Here is a 15039-nt window from a genome sequence, read left to right on the forward strand (position 1 = left end):
AGGACATACCAGGATCGAAAACAAAGTCAGGTACCCAGGCGCCGACCTTGAGGTTGCGCTGGGACTGGCAGAACGTACGGAACTTTAATGACGTGTGGCTCCGCAGGAAGCGGGGCGTGTGTTTCTGCGCATAGGCGTTTTCCGGATATGCGCCTACATTCATGTCGTCCGCTTTGCTGAAGTAGCTGAAAGCTGCCCTCCCACTGCGCGAGGGACCTATGAGGTTTATCGCCCCGGCGTTATCGTGCGCCATCAGGGTTCGGGCTGATAATTTCCCGATACCGGATGTCCCGAAGTGACTTGTCTCTTTGATTCACACCGCAACCGGAGCGGATTGTGGCACTCATTTTGCGTTCTTAAGGCGTCGGGCCAGCCATGCCCCCCAAAAAAGGCTCGCGAAGAACCGAAGTGGTTCGTCGAAACCCGCGCCGGCCAGCAGTGAGATGACCTCGTCTTCCGATCGTGGTGGCTCCGCACCCTGCAGAATCTTGCCCATTTTGGCCTGGACTTCTTCGGGGCTGGCGCCATTCATACGCCATCGTGCTGCCCAGGCTGCCATGAGCAGGGGCTGCGACGCGTAATCCCGGTAATTCCCCGCGACAATCAAGGGCGCTTCCGGATACAGTCGCGTTGCAATCTGTGCCAGAATATCCTGCTTCGCGGCATTCCCCGGCAAATGGTGCAGCACGCCGATCATGATTGCTGCGTCGAACGATGGAGCTGCATCCAGATCGGCGACAGCTCCGAGAACCGTCTTCACCCGTTCAGACATTTCGGCCCTGACCATATGTTCGCGTGCAAGGTCAAGCATCGGTGCTGAAGGATCGACGGCGACAAAGGACCATTGCGGCTCCAGCCGTGCGGCGGCAATGATTTCGCCTGCCGTGCCGCCGGCCCCGACGACCAGAACCCGTGCCGCCTTTACTTCGCCCAGAGCTGCCGAGAGCATGCAGGCTGAAAGCTCGTGGCAGGCATCATATCCGGCCAGCGCGATCCGGCTCTGTCGCGCGTATTCCTCCGCGCGGGAGGCATCGAATTTGGCTGCGGAATCCTGTGTCATGCTGTCTCTCGTCCGTTTTCGTGCTGGCGCGCTTCGATCCGGGAGAATACAGGATTTACGATCAAGAAAGGGAAGAAATCCATGACTGAGAGTTCAGATGCCGGGCGAAAACATGATCGGCTGACGGCTTTTCTGAAAGCCTTCCATGTTGGTGCCTCACGTTGCGATACTGCTGAAGCTGCTAACCTCCTCATCATCGATGCCCATGGTGCAGGCGAACCGACCCATCTGCTCTACCGCCCCCGATCCACGGCGTCGCTGCCGGAGGGCACAGCTATATGCGCTGGAGCAACAGTGGATTTTGGCGGCAGTGCCAATCCGTTGATCGGTGCGCTGCCCGACGAGTTGTGCTTTTCACTGGCCAACGAACCGAAACTGCGCGGCTTGTGCGAACTGATGGTGGCCGAAGTCGAAGTCGCCCGCTGTGGTGGCGGCACGATGGAGGCGCGGCTATGCGAGATCATCGTTGTGCTAGCGGTCCGCAAGGCGATAGCGATCGGGACGGTCGATGCCGGATTACTGGCGGGCCTTGCGCATCCCAGACTGCATCCCAGCCTTGTCGCCATACATGACAATCCGGCGCGAAACTGGCAGATTGCAGACCTTGCTGCCATAGCGGATATGTCGCGCGGACAGTTCATTTCCACCTTCACGCAAATCGTTGCCCAGTCGCCTATCGCCTACCTCAATGGCTGGCGCCTGGCGCTCGGACGAACCGAACTGCGCGCCGGACGGAGTGTCAAATCGGTCGCCGCGGGGGTGGGCTTCGGCAGCGCCGCCGCGTTTTCCCGTGCCTATTCCCGCAAATTCGGCTCGCCTCCGATCCGGAGCAAACCCCAGCCCTAAGGCAGAAGAACTCAATTCTCCCGGGCGTCGGGCCTTTGGGTCACTCGCACCGCCCCAATCGGCCATGGCGCGTCGATCGGAAGGATCATCGACCAATGCCGCTGCGATGCGTCCAAGCCGAGGTTCATCTGTAAGGGGCAGATGCAGGTTCTCTACTGGCATACGCGACGGACCCGGCGGCCTGAAAAGACCTTGTTTTCAGTGGGCCAAGGGTTTGTTGGCCCATTTTTCCCGAGTTCACTCAAAAAATATCCTGATTGTTGCCACGGGCAGGAACATCCGCAGTGGCATAGATGGCAGCGGCTGAAACCCATAGCCGGCGTATGACGCGGCACGACGTCTGGCTTTTTCCACGTTGCCGCAATCGAATACGTCGAGGATCACGACTGCTATCCCGACCCGGTCCGCGACGGCCACGATGCGTTTGAGGCAATCTGCCAGGCTCACGCTGGAGGCGTGCGGGGCGCTCAACAGAGACCGACTTCACGTTTTGAAATAAACGGTCACCGAAAATGAGTTCCCATTCTGTGCCTGTGCGGTCATGTCTTTATGAAAGTTCGTATGAGCCATTGCTCGACGACGCACGATCAAAGAGTTGACAGCATGGAAAATCCGGTTGCACTGAATCATCTTTCCGAGAACACGGTCTTCCGTAAAGGCGATGTTTTCGTACTCTTCGGCGAGCTGTTCGGTCGCGGATACGCCACCGGCTTGCTCGACGAAGCCAGACGGGCTGGGATGGAGATTGTGGGGATTACCGTCGGGCGGCGCGGCGAGAACAACGCGCTGCGGCCGCTCGACGCCGAGGAACTGTCTTCGGCGGAGGCCCAACTGGGCGGCAGGATCATCAATATACCTCTTATGGCGGGTTTCGATCTCGATGCGCCCGCAGGTGGCCCAACTCCCACCGATCTCCTGGCAAAGATGACACTTGAGAGCTGGGAAGACGACAAGCTCGACTGGGACTATGTCGGGCAATGCCGCGACATCGCCACTGCGCGTTTTACGGAGTCGCTTTCAAAAGTTATGACCGTTCTTGACGGAATGATCGAGGCTGGCCGCAATGTTTTCTTCGCCCACACAATGGCCGGGGGCATCCCGAAGGCGAAGGTATTCCTGGTCGTCGCCAATCGAATATACAAGGGGACCGGAACCCGCCACATGTCGTCGCAGACCTTGCTCGACAGTGACCTGGGAAAGCTCATCCTGCAGAACTTTGACGACGTCTCCGCAAACACCTTTCGCCATCTCATTGATTTCAGCGCGGCGATCCGCGAGCGCGTGGAAGCCTCGGGCGGTCAAGTGAGATATACGGCCTATGGTTACCACGGATCGGCGGTTCTCATTGACGGAAGCTATCGTTGGCAGACCTACACCAACTACACCCAGGGTTATGCGAAGATGCGGCTCGAAGGCATTGCAGAGGAAGCCTGGGCGGCAGGGATCAAGGCAACTGTCTATAACTGTCCCGAAATCCGGACCAATTCGTCTGATGTGTTCACCGGTATCGAGCTGCCCCTGATACCGCTGCTGCTTGCGTTGAAGAAAGAAAACGGTGGCCAGTGGGCAGACGAGCAGTGGCAGGCCTGCCAGCAGCTTCTGGCCGACGGCTTAACCATGAAGGATGTTTTCCGGAAGATTACCGACATGCAGGCCAGCGAGGTCATGCGTCCGTTCTATGATTTTTCGGCATGGCCCATGGCAAACAGCCAGGCACAGGCGGATTTGACCATCGGTACGTCCAACGAGATCACTCAGATGCATCGGGATAGAAAGTTGATGATCAGCGACCTCCTGAGCAGTCTCGTTGTGAAGGCAACCGGGCAGCTGATTTTTAGCGAAGCTTCCGAGCCCTCCGGTCCTGTCCTGTGGCTCAACCACGATATCGTAGCTCGGCGACTTAACGCTTCCCACCCGCATTTGACGTCTCCCGCGCCGCTTATCACGCAGGGAATGGAATCCTCGCACCTTGAGATGACGTGAAGTTCCCAGCTTAGGCTGGAAGCTGGTTGGTTTGGCCATGAAGCGACGAATCCTGTGAGGGATCTCGCCTTCATTCCGGCCGTTGCCACTGCCGCAAGACTTACCCAAAGCAGCCGCTTGACCTATTTGGGCGGAATGTCCTGCCGGGCGTGGGAACACGACGGCCGGCTTTTGGTTTGAAACCGTGGTAAGCTTCAAGCCATACCCAGCAATTCAAGCGAGTTCGATCCTGCGATGTCTCTGCCTGCAACCTTTCTGAATCTTCCGAATAGCCTCCTACAGAAAGATCAGCTTCGAGCGGTGATCTTTGGTGTTGGCCACGGCACTAACTATCCCGGACAGGACAGTGGCGGACACGCGCTCGCTGCGGATGCGGTCCGTGCGGCAAGCCAGGAAGACGCGCCCTTGTTGGAGCATTGGGATTTTGAGCTTGGCGGCCTCCTGTTTGACGGCGGTCCAATTGCCTGTGTCGATATCGGGGACGTTGAAACCGTGATGGGTGACGGCGTCGGCAACCGCGCCCGCATCGAGCAAAAGACGCGGGAGGTTCTTGCCCAAGATGCCGTCCCAATTCTGATTGGAAGCGATGACTCGGTGCCTATCCCCTTTATTGGCGCCTTCTCTGAACAAGGGCCGATCTGGGTCCTTCAAATCGACGCTCACATCGACTGGCGCGACGAGGTTCAGGGCGAACGATACGGCTACTCCAGCCCCATGCGCCGAGTGAGTGAAATGGCTCATGTTGCGGGGATCGTGCAGGTCGGCATTAGGAGCGTCGGCAGCGCTGGCCTTGCGGAGATCGAGGCGGCGAAGGCTTATGGGAGCCGGATCGTAACCGCTCGCGAGGTCCATAAACACGGCGTCGAGGCCGCGTTGTGCCGTCTTCCAGAAGGAGCGCGGATTATCGTAACACTGGACTGTGACGGGCTCGATCCCAGCATCATGCCAGCTGTAGCCGCACGAACGCCCGGTGGGCTTAGCTACACCCAGACAATCGACCTGATTGCCGGGGCTGCTAAACGGGGCAGCATTGTCGGAATGGACATGGTGGAGTTGCTACCGCCATCCGACGTCGATGGCCTGTCGGCTCTCACAGCTTCGCGTATCCTCGTCAATACGATAGGGGCCATCGTACGGCAGCGCTAGACGACAGGTCGCGTATGGAGGCAGAATAGCTGGCTTTGAACGAGTACACTGCGAAAGCTGCACCTTGCGCGGTCACGAAACCTCGGCCGCAACGCGCCCCAGTCGTTCGGTGTCATTCCATGTTTCCGAAAGATGCCATTCGGGTTATTTGAGCTGAATGTGCTGCTTATGGTAACTGGCAAGATTTCTTGAAGGCAGGCTTGGTATAACCGAACGAAGACCATCCCCATGTTCGACTTCTACTATGAACAGGCGCGCATGATCTCGTGTCCCTTGACATGAAAGGATTACCATGACTGCACCACTTTATGTCATCACCGGCGCCATGGCCGCTGGCAAGTCTACCATAGCCAAGGCCCTAGTTCAGCGGTTCGATAAGTCGGCACATGTCGGCGGTGACGCGTTCCTGCGCATGATCACCAGGGGCGGAGCGGTGATGGGGCCAGTGCTCGGCAGCGAGGCGATTGAGCAACTCCACCTTCGGCAAGACATCTCAATGTACGCGGTCCGACGGTTCGTCGGCGCCGGATTCACGACGGTATACCAGGACATCCTGATCGGTGCGGATTTTGTCCGCATCAAGAAGGCGCTTGCCGATCTCAACCCGCGTATAGTTGTGCTTAACCCCGACGTGGAGACGCTCGCCCGACGTGACGCCGAGCGACACAAGACGGGCTATGGAGAACACTTCCCTCCTAACGTCCTTGCTGATGCTCTTCAGAAAGACACGCCCCGTGAAGGGTTGGGGTTGGATACCTCCGCGATGAGTGTCGAAGCCGTGGTTGAGCAGATCATCAGGGCCTGGTGATGGGTCGGTCGTGCGCCACTCGGGGTGGGGAGGGGTAAGGACCGGTTTCGAGTTTTTAAGATGAAAGCGGTCGCGAGTTGTGGCTTATCTCGCTGGCCATCGTTCATAGCCTTCGTCCATGGCAGCCAGTTCAAGATCGCCGGGCTGGTTTCCTCGCTCGATTAGTATTTAACTTCGGCGTCGCGACTGGGACGGCAGCTTTCAGGAAGCCGTCCCGAGCCGCGGGGCGACCTTTGAAGGTAGACATTGTCCTGGCATTGGCGTCATGGTCAGGAGCGTTGAACGTCAGGAAATACCTTTACAGAAGCACCCTGCAGGAGACGAAGCATGTTCACCCACGTCATGATCGGAAGTAACGACCTAGAGCGGGCGCGTAGATTCTACGATGCCACCTTTGTTGCATTGGGCGGCAAGTCCGGCGAGATGGATGCGAGAGGCCGACTGATCTACCCCCATGAGGGCAGCCGCTTGATGATCACAAGACCGATCGACGGCAAGCCAGCAACAGCGGCCAACGGTGGGACGATCGGTATCGCCGCCGCGAGCCCTGAACATGTTCTGGCGTGGCATGCCGCCGGTATCCTGCATGGCGGCACGTCCATTGAGAGCCCACCTGCAGAGCGTCAGAATGGGGCGTTCGTCGCATATCTTCGCGATCCGGATGGAAATAAACTCACGGTACGATCTCAACCGACGAAATGATGTGGCGGTAAGCGCCTGGAGGGCAGCCTGTTCGAGCGCTAGAGGCGACAGGCGTAGAATGTTCGCTCTAGGCCGACAGGCCCATGGCATAGATGCGCTCTCCTTATGGTCATTGAACAGGCGGCTGACCAGTTCCGAAAGCAGTCATCTGGTGCAAGTAGGCGCGGCAGGCCTACTGCGCCAGTGGCAGACGCGAGATCGCCCTGCCATATTGCTCTGAGCGACGGTCTGCGGGCCTGGGACGGCGAATCTTCAGAATTACATCTCTTGTTCCCAGAAGCCGCGGGTGTTCACCCTGGCGGCGTTGGCAAGCGCTTCCAGCTCGGCGATGGCATCGCTGGTGAGCGTGATGCTGCTGGCGCGGACCAGACTGTCGATATAGTGGGGCTTGGTGACGCCGATGATTGGCGTTGTCCCTTTCGCTATGGCCCAAGCCGTCGCGACATCGGGAGCTTCTGCACCCTGCATCTGACCGATCGAAGCGAGCTTGTCCGTCAGGGCTTTCAACTGAGTCAACATACCGTTGTAAATATCCGCCCGGCTGCTGCCTCCCGGCAGCGGATTCTCCGGGTTGTATTTGGCGGTCAAAGCGCCCTGTTCGAGCACCATATAGGCGAAGAAGCGGATTTCTTGGCTGCGGCAGTGGTCCAGGATGCCAGTGTGTTCAGAGCCGCGGTAGAGGAGGCTATAGTGGTTCTGGACAGCTTCGACCCGGAACCCGGCTTCCCCCAGAATTTGGTCGGCAAGCCTGATTTCGCTGAGGTTATGATTCGAGACGCCGACATGTCTGACCTTCCCGCTCTTCAGCAACGGAATCATGTGCGGAGTCCACCGTAGGACATCGGCTGGATTGTGGATCCAGTAGAAGTCGACGTAGTCGGTGCCGAGGTTGGCCAGACTCTGCTCCAGCATGTCTGTCATAGGAGTGTCACTGGTTCCTGCGATCCGCGGGTTGAACTTCGTGGAGAGCTGGTAGTCGTGGCGGGCGTAGTGCTTCAGTACCTCTCCGAGTACGGTCTCTGAACGGCCCATGCCGTACACGATGGCTGTATCCCACAGGGTAAACCCGGCCGCGTGTGCCTTGTCCACGACCTCTTCCAGGCCAGCCTGAGTGAATTTGCTGCCGAAGTAACCGTCGCCAGTCTCGCCGCTGTCGCCCCAGGCCCAGGTGCCCAGTGCGATGGTGGGGGTCTTCAGTTTATCGCTTGTCATGTTTACTCCATCTTGTTCTGCGGCCAGGGTTGCTGTGACCCGGGTGCCGCTGACACTGTGATGCGTGACAATGCCGAACCGTTAGCCTGATGCGCCGAAATTACTGCCCAATCCTCCAGAAGCAGCGCGGATCTGCCTTGCCGACTTCCGGCGCGGGTGCGATGTTCCGGCACATGGAAACATTGACCGAAATTGCCGCCGTGATTGCCCGCCATGTCTCGAAGGATGGTTTCCACGCCACCCCCATCGAACGTGTGACGCTTGTTCAATCCTCCACGGTGACGATGCCGATGCCGAATGTTTATCGGCCGCAACTATGCCTCGTCGCGCAGGGGCGCAAGGAAGTCATGCTTGGCGACCGTGTATTCAGATATAAACCGGGGCGCTATGGCGTCGTGACTTATGATCTGCCCGCGATAGGCCATGTGGTCGAGGCGACGCCCGACAAACCCTATCTGTGCCTGTACCTTGATTTCGATCCGGTCATGCTGGGGAACTTGGCGTTGCGCGTGCCGCCCCCGCCGGGAGTACCATCTCGGCCCATAGGCAAGACGGTGTCCGATGCCGGTACCGCTCTGCTCGATGCAACGCTACGCCTGGTGCGCTTGCTCGACGATCCGATAGCACTGCCCGTGCTCGGGCCGCTTGCCGAGCAGGAAATTCTCTATCACCTGCTCGCCGGCCCGGACGGCGCCAGGATGCGCCACATCATTTCCGGCCAAGGTCCGGTGGCCCAGGTTGGCCGCGCCATCGCCTGGATAGGCAAGAACTTCCGGGAACGGTTCAGCATCGAGCGGCTTGCTGCGGAAGTAGGCATGAGTCCGTCGAGCCTGCACGAGCATTTTCGTGCCGTAACGGCGATGACGCCGCTGCAGTTCCAGAAGCAGCTCAGGCTGCAGGACGCCCGCAGCCTCATGCTGGTTGAAGACATTGACGTCACGACTGCCGCCTTCCGTGTGGGTTACGAAAGCCCGACGCAGTTCAGTCGCGAATATCGCCGCCACTTTGGAGAACCACCGGTGCGCGACATAGCCCGCTTGCGGGCTTCGCCGGACTTGGCAGGGGTAGCTTGAGTTCAGCTTACTGACGTCCGCGCATCAAGGTTTAGTCCAAAGGCGTCAGGCGGCTCACGTGCCTTCGGTCGTCTTCTGCGTCAGAGCGGAGGTGACCAACTGGAACGCATTCGAGAGGGTGCGTCGTTCTCCCTGACACCTAAAGCTGTCAGTCTCCTTCCGGCCTCGAGGCGGAAATAATTTCCGCTTTGCGCCGTCTTGTCGGTCATTGAGATCCTCGCCACACCTGTCTAGAAGTGGACATCGTACCGGCGGCGGCGTCATGTCCCCCGTGCGCCGGAAGCGGACACAGCGACGCCGTCAACGACGATTTCCCGTTTTTTCATAGTGCAGCGTGGCTGCCTCGACCTTGTCGCCGTTGGCCGCTGCCCACGCGCACAGTGCTTCAAACGGCTCCCGCAGTGAATGGCCTAGTGGAGTAATTGCATATTCTACGCCAATCGGTTGCGTTGGGAGTACGGTTCTCGTCACAAGGCCGTTCCGCTCAAGCCTCTTCAAAGCGTCGGCCAGAGCTTTGTGCGTGATCCCGTCGAGACGTCGCTTGATTTCGTTGAAGCGCGAGGGTTTGGGACAGATTACCGTCAGTATCAGGATCGTCCATTTGTCAGCAATTTTGTCAAGCACCGGGCGAACCTGCGCCATGTCGCAAAGCGCGCGATGAGAGAGGGCTTCCAGGTCGGTATACTCGTCCATATCTAGGCTATTCCAGGTGCGTAATTGATATCAGATATCCGACGTATATCATGGCGAGACCATTCAGTGAAAGGATTTACGATGGCTCGAATGAATAACAAGGTGGCTCTGGTTGTCGGCGGCGCGAAGGGTATCGGCCTGGCTATTGCAGAGCGACTTTCTGCTGAAGGCGCACATGTCTTCATTACCAGTCGTAGAAGTGAAGATGCTGAAATGGCGGCCAAAGGCATCGGTAATGGCGCAGTCGGTATTACCGCTGACGCAAGCTCTCCGGAAGACATGGTCTTCGCTGTCGAAAAAGTGAACAAAGCATACGGTCGTGTCGACGCGCTTGTTTTGAATGCAGGTCTTTCCGAGCCTTCGCAAATTGCGGAAATAACACCGGAGCACTTCGACCGCCACTTCGACGTCAACGTTCGAGGGATGGTGTTCGGACTCCAGGCCGCACTTCCCACAATGAGAGAAGGCGGCTCGGTCGTCCTCGTCGGCTCCATAGCCGGGAACGCGGGCTACTCGGGTTACGGAACGTACTGCGCCACCAAGGCAGCCGTCCGTTCTTATGCCCGAACCTGGACGGCAGAACTCGCGCCGCAAGGTATACGCGTCAACGTAATTGCACCGGGCCCCACGGATACGGACATGATGGCTGCTGTCGCGGAAGACACTCGCGCGGCAATTGTCGCTCCAATCCCGATGGGCCGCATGGCGCGGCCTTCAGAAGTGGCTGCGGCCGCCTTGTTCCTGTTGAGCGACGATGCGAGCTACATCGCCGGTGCTGAACTATGCGTTGACGGTGGCTTGCGGCAAGTCTAAGGGGCCGCCGAAACGTTATACCCGATCTTGAATAGGGTCGGGTACAGCAAAACGCGCTCGATGACGGAACGGCTTTAAATTGAAGTCATCCAATATCGAAATGAATACCTGAGACGATCATACTAGCGCTTCTGTTCTCGACAAACCCGTCCACCTGTCGTGAAACGTCGGCTTCGGGCCTGATAGGAGACGCTGCTGGAAGACAGGTTTACCGATAGGTTTTTCCATGATGCCCTTTGAGCGGTTTCCTGAAATTTTCCGCTGAACGTATTTTGGACCTTACATCCTGCCTTCGGCACTCTTCGGTGACCTGGAGTGTTCGAAAACGTTACTGGCTTCACGCTGCTGCAAGACATACCGGCTTTCGGCCAGTATCTCGCGATACCTCTGGATCCTGGTCGCTTTCATCCGGAATAAATCATCCTTCGATACCGTTGCCTGCTGGACTGGAAAAGCCGCTTCGTTTTCCAGAAGGTCGAGCAAAAGGTTTCGAATCACGGCGTTCTCCTCTCGAAGTTTCGCCAGCTCAATGGCCTTACCACTCGAGGCAAATTTCCGTGCGATGGCTTTATCGATATCGTGTTCAACGAGTAGAGTCCTGGCGGCATAGTACCGGCAAGCAAAGAATGTTGTGACGAGCGCGCATAACGCGAAAAGAATATAGATCATTTCGACCTCCAGGTTTTCCTGAAAGTCGATATTCCAAAGCCGGTTTTCAATACGCAGTTGCGTCAGCAAACTAAGATGGCTTCACTTCAATGAGGAACAGGGTTCGTAAAAGTATCAAATCTGTCCGATCGAGACGGTGACTGTCAGAAGTTTCGGTCTTATATAATTCGGCGTCCTGTCACCTTGAAAGGTACGTTGCCTTCCTCACGGGGTATGCGAAAGGCTCACCATTTTCCAGGATGAAACCCATACGGTACATGCAGCTGCGCATCTCGGGAGAGCCATAGGCGCCTCCATAGAAACCGACGCGATCGTATGATGGGTAAGATTGGAAACTGCATCTGTCGAGTGCTGCCCGATAGGCGATCTCAAGTACGTGATCACCTGTCACCGGGACGACACCGTAAAGATGCAATCGAGTCCGCGCTTCCGCGACTGCTACCGTAAAGGTAACGCTTAGGATCACGCTTAAAGCCAGCTTGAGTTTCATGACCCGCCTCCGAAGAAATAATCGTGACGAGCAACGGAGATTTGGTCCGGTTTGTTCCCGGGGCTTATACGTATTTCCGCGATTGAGGTTAGCAGTTGACTTGTCGCCCCATGGTCGGAGGTCGGAATGCATGCCACTTTCTTCTCCGCTTAGGGCCGACTCCGGGAGTGACTTCAGCTTTGCGCCGTCATTACGGTCATAGGAGCCGTCGTGGCCCGCGTCCCGAAACAGACATCGTCGTGGCGACGTCAGGCCATCTGTGCGCCATTTGCGGACTTGAGATCCATCCGACAAAAAATTCGAGAAGCTAGAGCGTTTCCTGCTCCCTGACATGCGCGAGCACCGAGGCTCTCCGATATGCTATCTCGCATGGAGACGTCTTCGATCATCAGGTCAACCTGTCGAAACTCGTTAGACATATGCCTATCCCCAAGCCTCTGCTTGAGCCTTCCCGCTGGTCGAAAGTGGGGGCAATTCATTATGGCACTCACCGCCGAGAGAGAAAGGCATTCCGGCGCTGGTGGACGCGAGCGCCGGGAAGCCCATCACTACGAGAATTCGACGAGGTGCCGAGTACAAAAAGGCACTGATGAAATGTGGGCTGAGGAATGAAATTCAGCAACCGTATCCTCTTCGTCGATCATCCACGCAGAAACACCCAGGGGCGCAGACATCCTGAATTCGGCGCCGTATAGCGCCGTGCCGCTCTCTATAGCTTCGCCATCTCTGATTGAGCCCAATCAGAGATGTAGGCTGGAAGCCTTCCACCACGAATAACAGACGCCGCCCTCTCAATTGATTTCTCGCAGTCATCCTCCATACCTAGTTTTTTGTAGGCTTGAGCCAGAAGAAGATCTCTTCTCAACAGCGGGAGGACCTGTTCGTCTGTTACGATGGACAGTTTCGCAATTTCCATATGGGCCAATTGGGCGGCGGCGTGTTTGATGGCGTCTTTCCTCGACGACAGTCTTTGAATCATCAGGCCCGCGATAAATAGTTGCTGCTCAACGTCGTCGTGGAAGAGCGTAACGCAGCGATGATACTGCGCGATCGCCGCATTGAATTGATCTACCGCACAGGTAGGAATGATGAGTTTTTGAACATTGACTTGCTTATCAGAGGCAAGTTCAGGCATTTCGCGCTCCGCACGGGCGATGAGCAGTTTCGCTTCGGCGACGTGTCCAGCAGCAAGCAGATCCATAACATCACGGTCCAATTGCAACGCAAAAATTTCCTTGTCCGTTACGTTCGATAGCCACCTCGTTCGCTCCGCCTCCAAGTCCCAGAGCCCGTCTAAGGTTTTGGGCAATACTTCGTGTACGTCATTGGAGTCGCCCATCCAGACAACGATCCCCCTGTCGTTCACTATGAAGCTGGTTGGAATGGACTGGTGCCCACTCGCTTCAAGCCAATTGCGCGTTACCGAGCCCCGCGACAGAGCGGAGGGCTTGGTGGAAGACTGTTCGATGGCGAGAATTGTCTCAAGCAAAGCTGATCCTTTTACAGCGGTGATGGTCGCTTTGACATCTCTTACCATCACGGCGACTGCATAGCTGCGCACACCGTGCGCAGCTTCATGTCTCACAGTTTCATCAATCATTGACACGGAACTCTCGCAGCCCGCATTCCAAAGGGTGATCAGGCTAGGCTGATTGAACGGCACCTCGCTAATGTGAGGTCCGTTTAAAACCATGGAAAGAGCAAGGCTCGGCGCGGAGTCACCAGGTAACAACCGAGTTGGTGAAGCTGCTACCATCGTCACCACCTTCTCGCGTTAAATTCCACTACAGTCCGCAGACACCGACAGCCGGACCGGATACGTTGCCGCCAGAGCTTGCTGCCCAGCAGCCATGGATTAGTGATCATTGGTCTCCGCTGGTGTACACCTTCGGGATGGCGATGACCGTCGCAACTGTATTTTCAGCGTGGCGACGAATTAAATAAGGTACAAAAGTGGGCGATTGGAAAAGTTGCCGAGTGTCAAAGCTTCCCCCCACGGTCGAAATTTGATACAGATCCTCGGACAGTAAATCCTTAGTTCCGAGCTATCATATCAATGCCCGCATCTATCTCCCAGCGCGACATCGCCCAAGCCCTCCTGACGGCGCGTGGGATCGCGCGCCTTGTAGAGCTGCGCGACGCTGGCGTAACGGCCGCCACGATGAGTCGCATGGTGCGGGACGGGGAGGTGCTCCGGCTTGCGCGCGGCCTTTACCAGCTCTCCGATGCACCGCTCGACGCCAATCACAGTCTGGCTGAGGTCGCCACGCGTATACCCAAGGGCGTCGTCTGCCTTGTGTCGGCACTCGCATTCCACGGCCTGACTGATCAGCTTCCGAGACAGGTATGGCTGGCCATCGGCCAGAAGGACTGGCCTCCCAAACCCGACGGTACACCCATTTGCATCGTGCGCTTCACCGAAAGTCTGCTCAATGAAAGCGTAGAGACCCATGTCATCGAGGGTGTACCCGTAAAGGTCTTTGGGATCGTCAAAACAATCGCGGACTGTTTCCGATATCGCAACAAGATCGGCCTGTCGGTGGCGATCGAGGGCCTCCAGGAAGCGCTTCGGCAGCGTAAGGCCACTCCTGGCGAAATTGCAAGACAGGCCGAGCACGGCGGGGTTACTACCGTGATTCGGCCTTACCTTGAGGCGCTGACCGCAAATGGCTAAGGAGATCAGGAACATCGGCGCATCGGTGCGTGCACGGCTGCTGCAACTCGCCAAGGCAAGCGGCCAGAGCTTCGACTTGGTTCTGACCCGCTTCGCCCTCGAGCGCTTGCTTTTCCGGCTCAGCCAATCACCCTACGCAGACCGTTTCGTGCTGAAGGGCGCGATGCTGATGATGAGCTGGTTCGATGATCCGCACCGCGGCACGCGCGATCTTGATCTGCTGGGCTTCGGGGATCCCAGCGCCGAGCCGATGTTGGTGACGTTTCGTGAGATCCTGATGCAGGACGCCGGTGACGGTGTAGAATTCGACGCTGATGCACTTCGCGTCGACCGCATTCGCGAGGAGCTGGAGTATGGCGGGCTCAGGCTGAGGACGACGGCCTCGATCAGCGGCGCCCGGATCAGTCTGACGATCGACGTCGGCTTTGGCGATGCACTGGAGCCTGGTGCCGAAGAACTGGACTATCCTTCAATGCTCGACTTCCCAATACCCCGTCTACGGGGCTATGCGCGGGAAACCGTCATTGCCGAGAAGTTTCAGGCGATGGTGGCGCTGGGACGTGCCAACACGAGGATGAAAGATTTCTACGACATCTGGATTCTCAGCAGGTCGTTCGATTTCAACAATGACAGGTTGGCGCGAGCAATTACCGCCACTTTCGAACGGCGCGAGACGCTAATCCCAACTGTCCTACCAGATGCTTTAACAGCAGCATTTGCCAAGGATCAGCAAAAGCAACGGCAATGGCGAACGTTTGTTGAAGACGTTGCCCATGATCCGGGTGAATTAATGGATGTCATTACGGATATTGCCGTATTCCTGATGCCTCATGCCGTTGTAGCCGCGAGCCGGGGCAAATGAGCGTGACC

The 15039-nt window shown here is 57.3% G+C and carries 15 protein-coding genes and 1 pseudogene; 9 read left to right on the forward strand and 7 right to left on the reverse strand.

Annotated elements, in window-relative coordinates:
* Positions 1–343 precede the first annotated feature (343 nt).
* A complete protein-coding gene (locus tag QSK43_RS08950) occupies positions 344–1060 on the reverse strand; it encodes a class I SAM-dependent methyltransferase (protein WP_332303170.1) in 717 nt (238 codons plus the stop codon).
* An 81-nt stretch (positions 1061–1141) separates the two neighbouring features.
* Here QSK43_RS08950 and QSK43_RS08955 point away from each other — a divergent pair, with 81 nt between their 5' ends.
* Entirely contained in the window at positions 1142–1906 is a 765-nt protein-coding gene (locus tag QSK43_RS08955; protein ID WP_332303171.1) for an AraC family transcriptional regulator, read from the forward strand.
* 53 nt (positions 1907–1959) lie between these two features.
* Here the strand turns inward: QSK43_RS08955 and QSK43_RS08960 are convergent.
* Together QSK43_RS08960 and QSK43_RS08965 are read right to left on the reverse strand one after the other, a co-directional pair.
* A pseudogene (locus QSK43_RS08960) lies at positions 1960–2074 on the reverse strand (AraC family transcriptional regulator); the annotation flags it as partial.
* Positions 2075–2143: 69 nt separating this feature from the next.
* Complete coding sequence (locus QSK43_RS08965; protein WP_332303172.1) at positions 2144–2290, reverse strand: hypothetical protein; 147 nt, start codon at positions 2288–2290, stop codon at positions 2144–2146.
* A gap of 219 nt (positions 2291–2509) precedes the next feature.
* On the opposite strand from QSK43_RS08965, the gene QSK43_RS08970 reads away from it, so the two are divergent.
* The 4 genes from QSK43_RS08970 to QSK43_RS08985 all read left to right on the forward strand — a co-directional run bounded on the left by QSK43_RS08970 (position 2510) and on the right by QSK43_RS08985 (position 6545).
* Complete coding sequence (locus tag QSK43_RS08970; protein ID WP_332303173.1) at positions 2510–3889, forward strand: enoyl ACP reductase FabMG family protein; 1380 nt, start codon at positions 2510–2512, stop codon at positions 3887–3889.
* A 234-nt stretch (positions 3890–4123) separates the two neighbouring features.
* On the forward strand, positions 4124–5035 hold the full coding sequence (locus QSK43_RS08975) for an agmatinase (protein ID WP_332303174.1): 912 nt from the start codon (positions 4124–4126) through the stop codon (positions 5033–5035).
* A gap of 292 nt (positions 5036–5327) precedes the next feature.
* Complete coding sequence (locus QSK43_RS08980) at positions 5328–5843, forward strand: AAA family ATPase (protein ID WP_332303175.1); 516 nt, start codon at positions 5328–5330, stop codon at positions 5841–5843.
* 327 nt (positions 5844–6170) lie between these two features.
* Positions 6171–6545: a VOC family protein gene (locus tag QSK43_RS08985; RefSeq protein ID WP_332303176.1), complete on the forward strand. Its 375-nt coding sequence runs from the start codon at positions 6171–6173 to the stop codon at positions 6543–6545.
* Between the two features lie 258 nt (positions 6546–6803).
* Here the strand turns inward: QSK43_RS08985 and QSK43_RS08990 are convergent, their stop codons facing one another.
* A complete protein-coding gene (locus QSK43_RS08990; protein ID WP_332303177.1) occupies positions 6804–7757 on the reverse strand; it encodes an aldo/keto reductase in 954 nt (317 codons plus the stop codon).
* Between the two features lie 173 nt (positions 7758–7930).
* On the opposite strand from QSK43_RS08990, the gene QSK43_RS08995 reads away from it, so the two are divergent.
* Positions 7931–8830, forward strand: coding sequence for an AraC family transcriptional regulator (locus QSK43_RS08995; protein WP_332303178.1), 900 nt, complete (start codon positions 7931–7933; stop codon positions 8828–8830).
* 300 nt (positions 8831–9130) lie between these two features.
* On the opposite strand, the gene QSK43_RS09000 is transcribed toward QSK43_RS08995, so the two are convergent.
* On the reverse strand, positions 9131–9523 hold the full coding sequence (locus tag QSK43_RS09000) for a winged helix-turn-helix transcriptional regulator (RefSeq protein ID WP_332303179.1): 393 nt from the start codon (positions 9521–9523) through the stop codon (positions 9131–9133).
* Positions 9524–9604: 81 nt separating this feature from the next.
* On the opposite strand from QSK43_RS09000, the gene QSK43_RS09005 reads away from it, so the two are divergent.
* Positions 9605–10336 (forward strand): SDR family NAD(P)-dependent oxidoreductase, encoded by a 732-nt coding sequence (locus tag QSK43_RS09005; protein WP_332303180.1) that lies wholly within the window; start codon positions 9605–9607, stop codon positions 10334–10336.
* 279 nt (positions 10337–10615) lie between these two features.
* On the opposite strand, the gene QSK43_RS09010 is transcribed toward QSK43_RS09005, so the two are convergent.
* Both QSK43_RS09010 and QSK43_RS09015 read right to left on the reverse strand, forming a co-directional pair.
* Positions 10616–11005: a hypothetical protein gene (locus QSK43_RS09010; protein ID WP_332303181.1), complete on the reverse strand. Its 390-nt coding sequence runs from the start codon at positions 11003–11005 to the stop codon at positions 10616–10618.
* A 1199-nt stretch (positions 11006–12204) separates the two neighbouring features.
* Positions 12205–13251 carry a hypothetical protein gene (locus tag QSK43_RS09015; protein WP_332303182.1) on the reverse strand — a complete coding sequence of 349 codons (1047 nt, stop codon included), beginning with the start codon at positions 13249–13251 and terminating at the stop codon, positions 12205–12207.
* A gap of 300 nt (positions 13252–13551) precedes the next feature.
* Here QSK43_RS09015 and QSK43_RS09020 point away from each other — a divergent pair, with 300 nt between their 5' ends.
* Positions 13552–14169 carry a type IV toxin-antitoxin system AbiEi family antitoxin domain-containing protein gene (locus QSK43_RS09020; RefSeq protein WP_332303183.1) on the forward strand — a complete coding sequence of 206 codons (618 nt, stop codon included), beginning with the start codon at positions 13552–13554 and terminating at the stop codon, positions 14167–14169.
* A complete protein-coding gene (locus QSK43_RS09025) occupies positions 14162–15031 on the forward strand; it encodes a nucleotidyl transferase AbiEii/AbiGii toxin family protein (RefSeq protein ID WP_332303184.1) in 870 nt (289 codons plus the stop codon). The genes QSK43_RS09020 and QSK43_RS09025 overlap by 8 nt, the downstream gene beginning before the upstream one ends.
* Positions 15032–15039: the final 8 nt, after the last annotated feature.

It is taken from the genome of Rhizobium sp. GR12, from assembly GCF_036596185.1.
GTDB classification, from domain to species: Bacteria; Pseudomonadota; Alphaproteobacteria; order Rhizobiales; family Rhizobiaceae; genus Agrobacterium; species Agrobacterium nepotum.